We start from the raw sequence: 15,206 nt of genomic DNA on the forward strand, positions 1-15,206 counted from the left end.
GCAGGAACACCGCATGGGATACATCGACGACGCCTTCGCCAAGCTCAAGCACAACCTGGAGATCACCCAGACCGAGCAGAACTTGGCCAAGGCGCGGCACGAGGCCATCCGCGACTTCGTCAAGTCGCACTGGGACCTCGCCGACGACTTCCTCACCGGCAGCTACCGGCGCGACACCAAGACCAAGAAGCTCAAGGACATCGACATCTTCGTCGTCCTCGACGCCGACGGCTCCCAGGCCGGCTTCCGAGACCAGGCCCCCATCCAGGTCATCAACGCCCTGGAGACCCTGCTCCGCCAGAAGTGGAGCGCCGCCGCCCGCGACGGCATGGCGGTCGTCATCCCCTACGGCGCCGACGACGACGTCATGTCCATCGACGTGGTCCCCGCCTTCAAGCGGGAGGACGGCGGCTACTACATCCCCAACCCGTCGGCGGGTGACTGGCTCGCGACCAACCCCAAGCGCCACCACGAGCTGAGCATCGCCAAGAACACCGACTGCGACGGCAAGTACGTGCCCTTCGTCAAGATGATCAAGGGCATCAATCGCGAGCTCGGCGAGCCCGTCTCGCCCTCCTTCCTGCTGGAGGTCATGGCCCAGTCCCTGGTGAAGCCGCCGATCGGGCGCTACCAGGACGAGGTCGTGCTGTTCCTGGCCACCGCCGCCGAACGCATCGGCGACGAGTGGCTCGACCCCGCCGGTCTCGGCGGTGACGTCAACGCCGTCATGAACGCCACCCAGAAACTCGCCGCGGCCAACGCGCTCAACCAGGCCCGCGCCATCGCTGAGCGGGCGGTCGACCTCGAAGACGACGACCAAGAGCACGCCGCGTACGACGAGTGGAAGAAGCTCTTCGGGAACCGGATGACCAAGCCGTGAACCTCTCCACCAACCCCGCCGGTGTTCGCGGGATACCGCCTCGGGCCATCCACGAACGGCAGCTCGACGAGGACATGCTGCTCCTGCAGCGCGCCGCGGCGGCAAGTCACCAACGTGGCCAGCTCTTCGAAGCCGTCCGCGTCGACGCCGCCGTGGCGCTCGCCGCCGCTGGTGTCCTGATCACGTTGATCGGGCACGGCCGGACCGTGGTCTCGATCGTCGGCTTCTTCTGGTTCGTTGTCTCCGCGTTCCTGCTCAAGGGCCTCGCCGGGAACACCGCCCGCCAAGGCGCCCTGCTCCAGGAGATGTTCGACACCGCCCTGTTCCACATGCCCTGGCGCGCCACCGTCGCCGGCGATCCCATCCCCGAACCAGACGTCCGGCGCCTTGCCCGCCAACTCCCCCGAGGTGGCAAGAAGGACAAGCGCATCACCGACGGCTGGTACGACCCCACTCACGACGTCTACCACCCCTACGATGTCTTCATCGCCCAGGAACAGAACCTCTCCTGGGACGCCCGTCTCCGCCGCCGCTACAGCCACCTCATCGCCGCTGCCGCGTTCCTGTGGACCGCCATCGGGCTGGTTGTGGGTCTCGCGGTCGCGAACGCCACACTGCTCGACACCCTCCTCAGCTTCTTCGTCCCGTCCCTGGCTGCCTACCAGATCGCCTACGAGATCTGGTCCAGCCAACGCAAGGTGGCAGACGAACGCGAACGACTCGCCAAGGTCGTCAACACCGAACTCAACAACGGACGCCCCGGCCCCGTGCCCGAGACCGAATGGCACCGCCTGCGCAACGTGGCCCGCGACGTCCAGGACGGCGTCCTCCGCACCCGCCTAGACCCGGCCCGAGTACCCGAATGGTTCTACAAACGCTTCCGCAACGACGACGAACGCGACTTCGGCGACACCGCAGAAGGCCACCGCGTCCGCCTCGCCCAGGACCCAACCTCAACCACCTAGTTCGCTGGGCGGGATGCGCCAAACCCGCCCAGCGAACCCGCTTCAACCAAGCGGAGTCAGCTCGAACCGGCCCTCCACCACCAGGCTGCCGGTATAAAACCGCTGGTCGGCCCTGTTCCCATCCTTTGGTACTCCCGCCCGAGGTCCGGCCCTCCCCAGACGATCTCGCGCAGGTTGGTGCCCTCCCCGAGGTCCGGCCCTCCCCAGACGATCTCGCGCAGGTTGGTGCCCTCCCCGAGGTCCGGCCCTCCCCAGACGATCTCGCGCAGGTTGGTGCCCTCCCCGAGGTCCGGCCCTCCCCAGACGATCTCGCGCAGGTTGGTGCCCTCCCCGAGGTCCGGCCCTCCCCAGACGATCTCGCGCAGGTTGGTGCCCTCCCCGAGGTCCGGCCAGGGCGGCGGCACGTATCGAGGTCACCAACCGACAGGAGGCAATGCCGCCGCCACTGGCCTCCGAACAAGGCCCTCGATCTCCGACAGATGACGCGGCTTCTGCAGCTTACGAGCTGCACGTTCTCGCCCGGTCGTGTCGTACAACCGGCGGCGATGATCACCCGCAGGAGTAGCTCGTCGGTCGATGTCACGTGTCAGTCGGCCGAGGCCGGCGTGGTCCAGCTCTTGAGGTCCTCGAACACCTCATCGCTCTCGAGTTCGTGCCCGCGGTCCAGGCTCTTCAGCAGAGCGGTCGTTCCCGTCAGCCGATCCGGGTAGTAGACCTCCGGAGTCAGGCAGGTCGGGCAGTCGCCCAGCACGCAGAAGGGCCACAGCGGAATCATCTCTCCCTGCCAGGTGGACAGGTACAGACGATCATCGGCGAGCGGTCGGTTGGTCTCGAACACCGCAGGTTCGAAGTCGGGGTGATCACCCATCAGCGCAAGGCCCGAGACCTCGTACTTGCCGGCGTTCGGAAGCCATCGGAGCTTGCTCGTGTGCACCAGTGACATCTTGGCGAGGACCGAGCTCCCGGTGAGCGCTCTGAAGGTCAGCTCCTCCAGTATCTCCAGACTGCGCTCGATCTCTGCGCGAGTACGGGGGCTGGCTCCGTGCCTGAGCTTGTCCCGCAGCGTCACGAGGGAGCTCAGGTCGGCCATCAAGCCTTTCCCTCCCTTCTTCGTCGCCGTCGCCTCGGCCAGGCCTGCCGCCTCGTCCCCGCTCCCCCGGGCGAACGTTCCCGTCGCCCTGATCACTCCTACCCAGTGCCCTAGCGAGACACCGCCCTGCCGCACTCCCGTCGCCCACGCCTGTACCTCTGCCAGGGCACCCCACCCGCGTTGCGCGGAAAGAGAAAGGGAGACGATGCCCAGAGAAAGGATCAAGGACTCGACGCACAGGAGAGCCGCCTCGTGCTTCTCCGCTGGCGACGAACTGTGCTTGAACCTGCGCACGGCACGGGCAATCGGGTACGGATAGGAATCCTGGAACAGCCGATACGGTTCACCCTGCCTGCGCAAGTTCTGCGCCACCAGCGAGCTGAGCTCGCCCGCCTGTTCCAGCCTGCTCCGACGCTCGCCGCTACCGCCCGGCTCAAAAATCGCCTTCTTCGAGCGCCGTAGATTGTCGTGGATCCTCGCGGCCTCGTCGACGCCTTCCGTCAGTCTGGTCACGGCGGCGCGAATCTCGGCGAAGGTGCCGTCACACGCCGGAACGAGGAGATCGGCCAGTCCCTTGGGGCGGATCCGCGGAATGACGTTGTAGCGAGGAAAGTTGCGTTCAGCCTGTGGGCTGGACAGGTAGGCCGCCAGATACTCGGCGGGCACCTCACCCTGAACAGGCCGTACGACCAGCAACCCCTGACCCGCCTGCACTCCCTCATAATGACGCGGCAACACCGTCCAGTGACGAGCTGCGGCCAGATCACGCCCCACCACGTCGCCTTCGCGCAAGGTACTGCCGGAGTCGGCTTTCCGTGCAGTGACCGGGAGATCTTCGACGTCCGGCAGCGACACATCGAGCAGGGCAGGACGAAGTACCCGCTGCTCCTTACCCGCCCCGGCGGCGTCGACATCGTTGTCCGCTGACGAGGTCCGCACCTTCCCCGCGATCACCTCGGCGATGTCGCCGAGGCGCCACACACCGTCTCGAGCGAGCTTCTTCATCTCGTGCTCGTGCCGGTAGTGATGAGGCGTGAGCTCGTACCCGTTGAAGACGATGTCCGCCACTGATACGCAGAAGCTCTGATCGGCCGGAGTTCTCTTGCGCTCCGAGCTGCCCCGCTTCTGCCACCTCGATATAACGTCGGCCAAGGTGGAGGCGTGGGCGCCGTCACGCAGCCTTTCCTCTCCGGTCATGTCGTAGAACCACACGAAGTCCGTGCGGCCCGTCTTTGTGAAAAGCAGCAGCGATGCTGACACCCCTGTGTACGGCTGGAAGATCCCCTTGGGCAAGCTCACCACGCCGTCCAGCTTGTGCTTCTCCACAAGTGTGCGCCGAATCTCCTGATGAGCCGAGGTGCTTCCGAAGAGCACTCCGTCCGGCACCACGACTCCGGCGCGTCCACCCGGCTTCAACCAGCGCAGAATCGCTGCCAGATAGAGCAGTTCAATCCTCCTGGTTCCGGCATACGTTTTCAACTCGTCAGAGAGCCGGTCGTAGTCGTAGTGCCCACCGAAAGGTGGGTTGGCCAGGATCAATGAGTACTCGCCCAAGTCGTCGGCATCCCTGCTCAACGGGTCGACCGACCGGAGATCCGGCCGCGCTACGCCGTGCAGGGCCAGGTTCATCTCCGCGATGGGTAGAAGTTCAGAATGCGCGCTGAATCCTCGGAGGACACCTTCGGGTGCCACTCCCACACCCGATCGTTCAACGAACTGTCTGGCGGCCAGCAAAAGCTCTCCTGTACCGCAAAAGGGGTCGCAGATGTCGTCAGCTCTGCCGGGTCTCGTTATTTGCACCAGCAGCTCGACGATGTCGCGTGGTGTTCGGAGGTCTCCCGAGCTCCCATCCATCTTGCCGAGCAGATGTTCGTAGACAGCGCCAGCGGTGCCCGCCTCACTGACGGCGATGTCGTTGACAAACTCGACTACCCTCATCAGCAAGCTTGGCGTAGTGATCGTGAACCGCACGCTTTTGAACTGACTGAAGTGATCCGGAAACCGATAACTGAGATCCCGCAGCCATGCGACAACGTCATCGCAAATGAGCGCGAGCATGCGCTGCGGGGCCTCGTTGGTGAGCTTCGACCACCGTAGGCGCTCAGTCGCCCCTTGGTAGATCAAGGGCTGCGTCGAACCGTCGGTGCCTGGGTACAGCTCCTCTAGCCGGCGGAGGTGGACCAGATAGGTGATCTGCTCGATCACCTCCAGCGGGTTCGAGATGCCCGCTGCCCAGAACGAGCTCCATACCTGGTCGATCTTGCGCTTCATCTCAGCCGTGATCACCCGGTCAACGCTATCGCTCGCAGCGGACGGCTGACATCATTACGGACGAGTAGCCCGCTACGAGCCCCGCTTTCGGGGTTCGCGATCGCTGGCTCGACGCCGGTGGCGCTGTTGCCGCGAGGCGGCCGATCGCGCACCGCGGTCTGCTGCACCCGTACTGCCGCGCCAGGACGCTACTGACTCGCCGGTCCGGTGCTTTCGTGCGTCGTGGGCCGCCGAGTCCGCCGCAAAGCCCGCAGTTGCCGGGCCGGTGATCTCGCTGCGACGGCGGGCGGTGGCAGCGACGAGCGGTAAGGTCTACGGCTTCAGGCGACTGAGGCACAGTTCGCCGAGTCGGATCAGGGATTCCGCGAACCCGCTTCAACAAGCGGAATCAGCTCGAACCGGCTCTCGACCACTAGGCTGCCGGCGCAAAACCGCTGGTCGGCCCTGTTCCCATCCTTTGGTGCTCCCGCCCGGGAGTCGAACGCACACCGGAGCCGGAGCAGAACTGGAGAATTGTGCCTACTTGCATGGGCCCGTGGCGAGCTCTTCGGCCGCGCCCACCCAGTACGGCTCGACGCGGCCACGGAGCGCCAAAGCGCGCCTGCGACGAGCAAAGCGCATTCTTTTCACCAAAGCGCCTCATCGGACTGTCGTGCCGCACCCCTGCGTGGGGAGCATACCGGGGAGCAAATGGGGAGCAGAAATGCGCTCCAAACGGCGAAGAACTGCACTCAACGACTCGGACCGTACACGCGTTGACCTGCCAGAACGCATTCCGGCAGGTCAACGCGATATGCTGTACATAGTTCACACATAAGGGCTCTCTGAGTAGCGCTCAACGAACTGCAACGGTGTTCAACCGCAGGTCAACGGCATCGTACGACTGGCTCGGGACCCGTAGGTCGGTGAGTACTTAGTCGTCCCCACGGTCTCGACTACTGCGGCCAGCATCTCCACAAGCCGCAGCCACAAGCCAGCCATCCCACGCGGGGTCAAGCAGCGCCTTTCGGCTCCCCTCGGGGAAGCCGCCGCGCCAGGAGGTCGAAGTTGCGGTTGCGGGACCACAGGTCCCGGTTGCCGATGACGTACAGCCGGTGCTTGGCCCGGCTCGCGGCCACGTTGAGCAAGTTCGGCTTCTTCGACGCCCACGCACGGGCGCCCGTCTGCTGGGGCGCGGTGCCGAGAACAAGGATCACGATGTCGGCCTGTCTGCCCTGCGAGCGGTGGATGGTCCCGGCCACTAGACCCCCGTACCCGCAGGCGGCCGCCTCCACCCGCTTGGCTACATCCGCGAACGGCGCGATCACGAGGACCTCCGACATCGGGAACTCCAGCCCGGCCAGCACATCGAGGATGTGCTCGAGCTCCTTGCCCTCGGCGGGTACCCAGTGGCCCTGGGTGTCCCGCCCCACGACGTCGATCCACTTCGACGGCGGTAGCGTCGGGTACGCGGTGGCGAAACGCTTCGCGCCCGAACGGGCGGTGGCGTGCACCATCATGCCGTCGTAGGCGATGTCGTTGGCGATCCCGAACATCGGCTCCTGGCACCGGCGGTGCACCGCCAGCGGCGCGCCCACCCAGATGTTGCCGTCCTGCTCGGACAGTTCGGTGCCCAGCGGGGTGATCCGGTCGGCCAGTCGCTGCACCGAGGTCCGGCTGGTGAGCCACTGCTCGTCGACGGCGAACTCGCGCCGTATCGCCTGCTCGGCGCTGAAGGGCACGGTGGTGATCGGTTCGAGCTGCAGTGGATCGCCCACGACGACCGCGTTGCGCGTGCGCCACAGCGCGCCCACCGCGCCCTGCGGGGTCGCTTGGCCCGCCTCGTCGACCAGCAGCCAACCCAGCGCCTCGGCCCCCACCTGGCCGAACATCCGGCCGAGTGAGGCGAACGTCGTTGAGACCACCGGCACCACCAGGAACAGCGCCTGCCACGCCGCCAGCACGGCGGACGGGCCCGCCGTCTTCGGCACTTCGCCGGAGACGACGTCCATCGCGCCGTGCAGGGTCTGGCGCATCTTGTTCGCCGAACCGCGCAGAAACGCCTTGTGCAGCCGCAGTGCGGCCAGGAAGAGTTCGGTGCGGGTGGTGTTCCACGCCGGATCGGTCCACGGCGCGGTGAGTTCGCGGCGGCGCCGGTCGCCGAACCAGTCCTGCCCGGGGAAGTGGTCGCCGAGATCGGTGCGCGCCTGCGCCAGGGTGGACGCGATCAAGTCCAGTTCGTGTTCGGCCTGGCGCAGCGCGTCCCGTGCGGACTCCACGACGCGCTGCGCTTGGGCCTGCGCGTCCGACAGCCGCCGCAGCTCTTGGTGCGTGGCGGCAACGGCTTGTTCGGCCGTGAGCACCTCCGCGCTCAGGTACCGATCGCGCTCGCGCCATTCGCGCTGGGCCCTGCCCCACGTCATCAGCCACTGCAGGAACCCGGGACGGAAGTCCTGGTGGCCGCGGTGGATGCCCCACCGTCTGGCCCGTTCGGCGTTCCAGTCCCGAGCTTCGCCATCCACCCTGGACTTGTGACTCAGGATGCCGGTCAACTGCCGATTCGCTTCGGTCAAGTCACCCACGCACTCGCGGACCCGTTGTTCGGCCGCGGGCTCCACGCGGAGAGCCTGGTAGGCCAGTTCCCGCTCGGCCTGGCCCGCCTCGGCCTGCTTCAGCGCTTGGCGGAACTCGGCGACCGCCGCGGGCCACTCACCGGGATCGCCCGCCTTGAGCAGGGCAAGCAGGCCCGCTCGCGAACTGAGCTGGTCCGCGGGCACGTTGTATTCGGCCCACCAGAACGCGTCGGCGAAGGCCGTGCGGTTTGCCTTCTTGCCCAGGCGCGCGGACAGCAACGCCCAGCCCGCGTCCCCGGTGTCCTGGCTGCCGCCGAGCAGCGAGGAGGCGATCCCTGGGAAGTAGTCGACCGAGGCTGCGGCGGCGCGCCAGTGGTCGTCGATCGCGTTCCGGGCAGGCATCTCGTTCGTGACGTTCTCCACCGCCGTGTTGTTCGCCGACGCCACAGCGACCTCGAACCCGGTGATCTGCGGCTTCAAGCGGTGCAGCACGCGGACGTACCTGCTGGTCTGCCATGTCTCCGTCTCACCGGTGAAGGCGTCGCCCGGGCGGCGGAGCTCGGCGAGGCCGCACGCGCGCCGCACCACCAGCGCGGCGACGATGTCGCGGAGCATGGTCGTTTTGCCCGTGCCGGGTGGTCCGTTGACGCCGAAGACCCCACCCGGGCCGTCCGCCAGCATAAGCGCGCGGTTGACGGCCAACTGCTGTCCCAGCGCCAGCGAGTGCTCCGGGTCCGCGGGCCACCGGCCCAGGGGAATCCTCGCCGGTGCCACGGCGTCCAGCACCACGTCGAGTTGTTCGCGCACATCCACCCGATCACCCGGGGCGAGGTCCGAGTCGGGCCGCAGGTAGTCCCGCAGGGCCGCACCCGCCTGACCCGCGCGCACCTGCTCGGCCACGGTGACCAGGTCCTCGGCGAGTGCACTGTTGATGAAGTCGAGCCCGTCGGTGCTCAGCGCCTTGCGCTCGGGCACGATCTGGCTCTCGATCCGGATCTCGCCGTGCGGCACCGACGTGCCCAGTCGCACCAAGTCCTCGACCACCAGCAAACAGCGGGCGAGCAGGTCCTCGTCGATGACCAGACCCGACTCGTGCTCACGCGGACCGCGGACGACCTCGTCGCCGTCCGCGACTCCGGGCGCCATCAGGTCCTCGAACAGCTCGTCGAACTTGTCGGCGGCGTCGTCGAACCCGCTGAGCCAGCCGGGCGCGTCCGGCCCCGGGTTGAGCAGCCTGCTCGTGGCCCACCCACACGCGCCCAACACCTGCGAGTCCACTAGCGGGCGCCCGTCACCCCCGACGGCGAACACGGCCAGCGCGCTGTCTCCCGACGGGCGCTCGTCGTAGCTGTCCTCGTCCGGCTCGAAGACCGAGCGCACGACCTCGAACACCGGCTCCAGCCGGTGCACACCCAGGTACACCACGTGCCGCCAAGCCTGGCCGGGTTCCAGTCTCCGCCGGGCCAACTCGTGCCCCATCTCCCACGGCAACGGCTTCCCCGCGACGACCGCGGTGCGACGCTCGTCGCGGTTCGCCTTGCCCACCTTCTGGGGGCTGAACATCTCCACCGCGCGCCAGAACTCGATGACCTGCGCGCGGGCACCGTCGGCCCCCGGTTGAGCGGACACGGCGGCCGGTGCGCCCCGGGCACGTCGAACAGGGGTGCCAGCACCCGATCTGTTCGCGTCTTCGAGCACCTGGGCCAAGAGGCCCTCGCGGCGGCTGGCCGGTGACGGGGGCAGTGCGGGTGTCCTCGCCTGTCCCGCAGCCGTCGCGCCGGGGCGGACCAACGCGAGCCGCTCGGCGCTGTTCGTCGCGCGCCGCTGCGGGGTGGGCAGCCCGCTATCAGTCAGCGCCTTGTGGACGTGCTGGTAGATCTCGTCCAACGTGAGCGGTTTGGCTTGGCCGAGCGCGTCGAGCAGTGCGGCGGTGAACGCCGTGTGCCGCGATCCCGTCGGGGCGAACGACGGCTTGGTGGCGGAACTAGAGGCCAGGGTGTAGGTACCCTCGAGGCGCAGCTGACCCGGGACCAGGCTGCTGGGGCTCGCCATCGCCGCGATCGCCTGGCCCGAAAAACAGCAATCCAGGACGAGCACCCTGGCCCGGGCTCGGGCTTGGCCGAGCTCCAGCTTGATGCGCGACACCGGGATGCCGCTGTAGGCGACGGTGTCCGGCTCGGTATCACCGAACGCGAGGTGCAAGTTGCCGCCGTCGTCGAGGACGCCGTGACCGGAGTAGTAGACCAACAGGAGATCCGTCGCCTCGGCGGCCACCCGGCGCAGCGTGCCGCCGACCGCAGTCCGCGACGTCGGTCTAGCCAGTCCCTCGACCGCGCAGTGCGCTGCGCTGAACACGCCCCTGGTCGGATCGGTCAGGGTGTCGCGCAGCGCCGAGAGGTTGTTCGACACAGCGGGAATGTCGGGCAGCTCGGGTGAGGTGTAGTCACCCGCGCCGATCAGCACCGCCCGGGACATACCACGGTCGGGAAACCACGCCCCGCTCATCCGGCCAGGCGCCTGTAGTCGATCAATAGCACTCGGACACTATGCCGGCGGACAAGCGGCCACCGGGCACGAACGCGGCTGTAAGTCGTCGAACAGCCGAACCACGATCAACCAAGGCCCGGCCGTCGCACCCGGCCCCTGAGCCCGCCCCACAATCCACAACCAGATCGCCTGACCAGGGAAACAGTCGCGCTTCCACTGGTCAACGAGCATTGACACGGCAGTAGTCGCGTTCCAGGCCATCTCTGCCCGTCACCGAGGACGACTGTCCCATCGACGGGCCACCGGCATCATCGCCTCCACTACCAACCGTCGGGTAGGCAGCGGACTGCTCCTGGAATCAACCACTTCGCCATCCGCGGCAGGGAGCAGAACAGTGAGCTTTTTCATCCTGTGGCGGCCCCGTAGTTGTCCACACTGCACGATCCCGTTGCAGCAGGATCCGCGATGGGGAGAACTGCGGGGAGCAAATGGGGAGCAGAAATGCCCGTCGAACGGCTCAAACTGCACTCGACACCCTGAATGCACTCGTGCTGACCTGCCAAAATCAGGTTGCGGCAGGTCAACACAATATACCGCATATAGTTCACAAATAAAGATTCTCCGAGCAGCAATTAACGACCCTCAACGACGTCCAACCGCGCGGGTCAACGGCATCGCGCGGCTGGCTCGGGAGCCATTGGTCGATGAGCACTTGGTCATCACCACGGTCTCGGCCGCCGCAGCCAGCACCCACCAGCCGCAGTAACCATCGACGCCCAGTCATAACCCCTTCCGAACACATTGAGGCCCAGCCGGAGCATCCCAACACACAGATCAGAGGCATCGGCTCGAGTTTTGAAATCCGCAGGAGAGTATTCTATGGACAAGTCGCCTACTCGCCACTCGACGGCACAAGTAGCCAACTGATTACATGTCGTAGTTGCCGTCGCAGCCACAAGCCTCCGACTACAGCTTCATCGTCGACCACATCAGGACCACCTGGCATCCAAGGCAGAAGACGGCATCAGATCCTTGCTCTCGGCATCGCCACCACGATCCTCATCGACGCGGCGTCGTCGAGCGGGTACCACTGCCCGCTGATTCGGCCGACCAGACTACCGCTGCAGGCCGAGCAGGTGCCGGTTCCAAGCCTGCCGGTTGCTCAACCATCGGTCACGAGGTCATACGCGTGCTATTGGTTAAGAGAGCACGTACTGGCGTAGAGGGGTGGATGATTGGGCACGGTGGAGGGCGAAGCCGGGAACGGCAGCGTGGTGAACACGGTGTCCGGCCTGGTCAGTGGGCATGTGCTTCAGGCCGGATCCATTCATGGCGATGTCCACCTCAGCGCTTCAGCTGCTCGGGAGCCGGTGGGGTTGCCGTATCGGTTCGGGCCGGTGCCTACCCGAGTGAGGGGATTTCAGCAACGCATGATGGCCGCACCCGTGACTGGCGATGGCCTGGTGGGGGTAGTGACGGGGCTGGGCGGGGTGGGCAAGACCCAGCTGGCTGCGGACTACGCTCATCGCCTCTGGGACGGACAGCACGTACAGCTGTTGGTGTGGATCACGGCCACTTCCCGCGACGCCATCCTGGCCACGTATGCACGGCTGGCCGCAGAACTGACCGGCGTACACGGCGAAGACGCCGAGCAGGCGACTCGTCGGACGTTGGACTGGTTGAACAACACCGAGTACCGGTGGCTGGTGGTCTTCGATGACGTGCAAGCCCCAGCGGACCTTGCCGGTCTGTGGCCGCCACGCGCCACACGCGGGCAGGTGCTGGTCACCACCCGGCGCCGCGACGCTGCACTCACCCGGGTCGGCCCAGTAGCGGAGGTCGGGCTGTTCACCTCGGAAGAGTCCATCGCCTACCTGCGGACATTGCTCAACCACCGGGCGGATCTGGCCGAGGGCGGCGTCGAACTCGCCGAAGCGCTCGGGCATCTGCCGCTGGCGCTGTCCCAAGCCGCCGCCTATCTCGCTGATCGAGACCTTACCTGCATCGAGTATCTGTGCAGGTTCCACGACCGGGCTCGTCGATTGGTCCAGGTTCTGCCCGATCCCGACGCTCTGCCCGACGAACACCAGAACACGATTGCCGCCACTTGGTCGCTATCGGTTGAGGCCGCCGACCAATTGCCCCCAGTCGGCTTGGCCGCGCCACTGCTGCGACTGTGCGCGCTACTGAACGGCAACGGCATTCCACTGTCAGTGCTCATGACCGACTCGGTTTTGACCCACCTCACCCAGGCCACCGGCCGCCACATCGATGGCGAACAGACCCGCGATGGGTTGACCTGTCTGCATCGTCTCAATTTGATCACCTTCAACCCTGGCGCCCTGCATCTCGAGGTGCGGGTCCACGCTCTGGTTCAACGCGCCACTCGCGACGACATCTCTGAAAAGGAGTTGACGCGCCTTGCTTACCTCACCGCCAGTGCATTGGCGGCCGCCTGGCCCGACATTGAACGAGACACCGCCTTGGCCGCTTCCCTACGCGCCAACACTCTTGCTCTGCACACAAACACCGGCGAACTTCTCTGGAACCCCGAGGCACACTTAGTGCTGTTCAAAGCCGGAAACAGTCTCTGCGAAGCCGGACAACCCGCCGCCGCGCGGGACCACTTCGCCGATCTACTCAATACCGCCAACCATCTGCTGGGATCCAATCACCCTGATACCCTCGTCATCCGTCACAACCTCGCCCGATGTCTAGGGGAGACGGGGGACGCTGCTGGGGCTGCGGCGTTGTTGACCAAGCTCCACCCGCAGTATGTGCGAGCATTGGGTCCGGATCATCCCGAAACTCTCACCAATCGACACAGTCTGGCCTACTGGCGAGGAGAAGCTGGCGATGCCGCTGCGGCGAAGAACGCCTTTGCCGAGCTGGTCGAAGATTGCCTACGTGTGTACGGCTCCAATGATCCGCGTACCCTCACTGCCCGAGGCAATCTCGCGGGCTGGCAGGGTTTAGCAGGAGACGCAGTCCAGGCGGCCCAGGGGTTCGCCGAATTGCTCGAGGACTGCCTACGGGTGGTGGGGCCCGATCACCCCACCACCTTCACCATCCGCAACAGCCTCGCCTTCTGGCGAAATAAGTCGGGAAACGCCGCCGAAGGTGCAGCCGAAATCGCCGATTTGCTCGAAGACCAACAACGGGTATTGGGGCCCAACCACCCCAGCACGCTCGCCACTCGCCACAACCTGGTCCATCTACGAGGACAGGTCGGAGACGCAACCGGAGCCGTAACCGCCTCGGCCAAGCTGCTTGACGATTGTCTGCGAGCGCTCGGTCCTGAACATCCCGCCACCCTCATAACTCGCGACACCCACGCCTACTGGCAGGGACGGTCAGGAAACGTGCGGCAGGCTGCCGAAAATTACACGAAGTTGCTCGACGACTGCCTGAGAATACTGGGACCCGACCATCCCATCACCCATGCCACTCTGACCTCCCGAGGCGAGCTCGCCACGTGGCAAGGGGAGACGGGAGACGCTACCGGAGCCGCGGTAGCGTTCGCAGAGCTACTCGACGACTGCCTGCGGATACTAGGCCCTAGCCATCCCAACACCCTCATCGCCCGAGGCAACCTCGCCGGATGGCAAGCGGAATCTGGAGACGCCGACGCAGCCACCAAGGCGTACGCCAAACTACTTGACGACTGCATCCAAATACTGGGTCCCGATGACCCGGCCACCCTCGCTTCTCGCCGAAACCTCAAGTTTTGGCAGGAGCAAACCCTGGAGGAGTTCGAATCGGGAGAACAGATGCGCCTTTGGTAGACCCGCAGGGCTCCAGACTCTGCTCGATGCCTCTCGCCAGCCACGGACGGATGCAGATGGTTGCCGAAGCCTGCCATAACCAATAGCTGGTGAATCAGATTCATGTTGTGCGATGATGGATCCACCGGATGCGACTTTGTGTCACCTTGAACACCGCGCCCATGCCCGGGCAACTCGGCTTCGACCTGGCTGTGGCGGGCCCGGCGTGGGCGCGGGGCGTGCCCTCTGCCGCGCTCTGTCGGTACGGTATGACGCGACCACGGAGACCGGGCGAAGCGCAAAGGCGCGGGCCTGCGACGACCACGCTCATGCTTCTCACCAGAGCGCCCGATCGGACAGTTGCACCGCGCCCGTGCGTGGGGAGCACGTCGGGGAGCAAACGGGGAGCAGAAATGCACTCCAGACGGCACTGAACCGCATTCAACGACTTGAATCATGCACGCGTTGACCTGCCGAAATCACATTCCGGCAGGTCAACGCGATATGCTGTACATAGTTCACACCGAAGGGGTCACTGGTTCGATCCCAGTATCGCCCACCCAGGTCAGAGGCCCATTCCGGTTCCCCGGGATGGGCCTCTGACGTTGTGCACAGCGGTGAAGTACAGCAACTGGGTCAGCAGAAGTCCCTACCGAGCTTGTCCAGCGCGACTCGAACCATGAGCGCACCGAAACTGCGTCTGCACAGTCAAGTGGCATGTCGTGTGAGAGCGCCCAGGTCCAGGACATCGTTTCCAGGCGTTCGAAGTCAACCCATCCACTACCGACCAACGACAGAAGGAATCTGTCTCCCCGCAGTCACAGTCCCATGCACTCTACGGGTTCCGTCCGGCGTGGCGGCTGTTGCGCACCGTGATAGCGATCTTCTCTGTTTCCGAACCAGCCGAGTTCACGATCTGTTGAATCTCCACTTTGCCTGTATCGATGGCGAACAAGGTCGCGAGCATACCGGCGCACGCGTGGATGACCCCGCGACAGCGCTACGACCAAACCGAACTCAGCCGCACAGAGCACGAGAATCGTTCCCCACGGCCCGACCGGCCACAGTTGCGACCACCATGGCAACACAGGCGGACACAGCAGCGGCCCGCGTCGGACCAGGCGCGAATGGGCGAGCATGCAGATCGCGGCCGACTTAATGTGACCCGCAGTGATGCCCACCGGCTGGCGAACTGCC

General features: G+C 65.8%; 6 protein-coding genes. 3 read left to right on the plus strand and 3 right to left on the minus strand.

Features of this window, described 5'->3' with window-relative positions:
• Window positions 1–13: 13 nt before the first annotated feature.
• A complete protein-coding gene (locus JOD54_RS31015) occupies window positions 14–880 on the plus strand; it encodes a CBASS oligonucleotide cyclase (protein ID WP_204455480.1) in 867 nt (288 codons plus the stop codon).
• The gene (locus JOD54_RS31020) at window positions 877–1,845 is read left to right on the plus strand and encodes an S-4TM family putative pore-forming effector (RefSeq protein ID WP_204455481.1); all 969 of its coding nucleotides are present in this window, start codon (window positions 877–879) and stop codon (window positions 1,843–1,845) included. The genes JOD54_RS31015 and JOD54_RS31020 overlap by 4 nt, the downstream gene beginning before the upstream one ends.
• Before the next feature lie 56 nt (window positions 1,846–1,901).
• Here JOD54_RS31020 and JOD54_RS31025 read toward each other — a convergent pair whose 3' ends face one another.
• From JOD54_RS31025 to JOD54_RS31035, 3 genes are all read right to left on the minus strand, one after another.
• The gene (locus JOD54_RS31025; RefSeq protein WP_204455482.1) at window positions 1,902–2,249 is read right to left on the minus strand and encodes a hypothetical protein; all 348 of its coding nucleotides are present in this window, start codon (window positions 2,247–2,249) and stop codon (window positions 1,902–1,904) included.
• A 182-nt stretch (window positions 2,250–2,431) separates the two neighbouring features.
• Window positions 2,432–5,221, minus strand: coding sequence for a class I SAM-dependent DNA methyltransferase (locus JOD54_RS31030; protein WP_204455483.1), 2,790 nt, complete (start codon window positions 5,219–5,221; stop codon window positions 2,432–2,434).
• A 977-nt stretch (window positions 5,222–6,198) separates the two neighbouring features.
• Entirely contained in the window at window positions 6,199–10,233 is a 4,035-nt protein-coding gene (locus JOD54_RS31035; protein ID WP_239573564.1) for a caspase, EACC1-associated type, read from the minus strand.
• Between the two features lie 1,295 nt (window positions 10,234–11,528).
• Between JOD54_RS31035 and fxsT the strand changes: the two genes are divergently transcribed.
• Entirely contained in the window at window positions 11,529–14,030 is a 2,502-nt protein-coding gene (gene fxsT / locus JOD54_RS31040; RefSeq protein WP_204455485.1) for an FxSxx-COOH system tetratricopeptide repeat protein, read from the plus strand.
• Window positions 14,031–15,206 lie beyond the last annotated feature (1,176 nt).

The organism is Actinokineospora baliensis, assembly GCF_016907695.1.
GTDB classification, from domain to species: Bacteria; Actinomycetota; Actinomycetes; order Mycobacteriales; family Pseudonocardiaceae; genus Actinokineospora; species Actinokineospora baliensis.

Coding starts and splice junctions, on each gene's coding strand:
- JOD54_RS31015 (WP_204455480.1), top strand. CDS start 14: ATGGGATACATCGACGACGCCTTCGCCAAGCTCAAGCACAACCTGGAG.
- JOD54_RS31035 (WP_239573564.1), bottom strand. CDS start 10,233: ATGTCCCGGGCGGTGCTGATCGGCGCGGGTGACTACACCTCACCCGAG.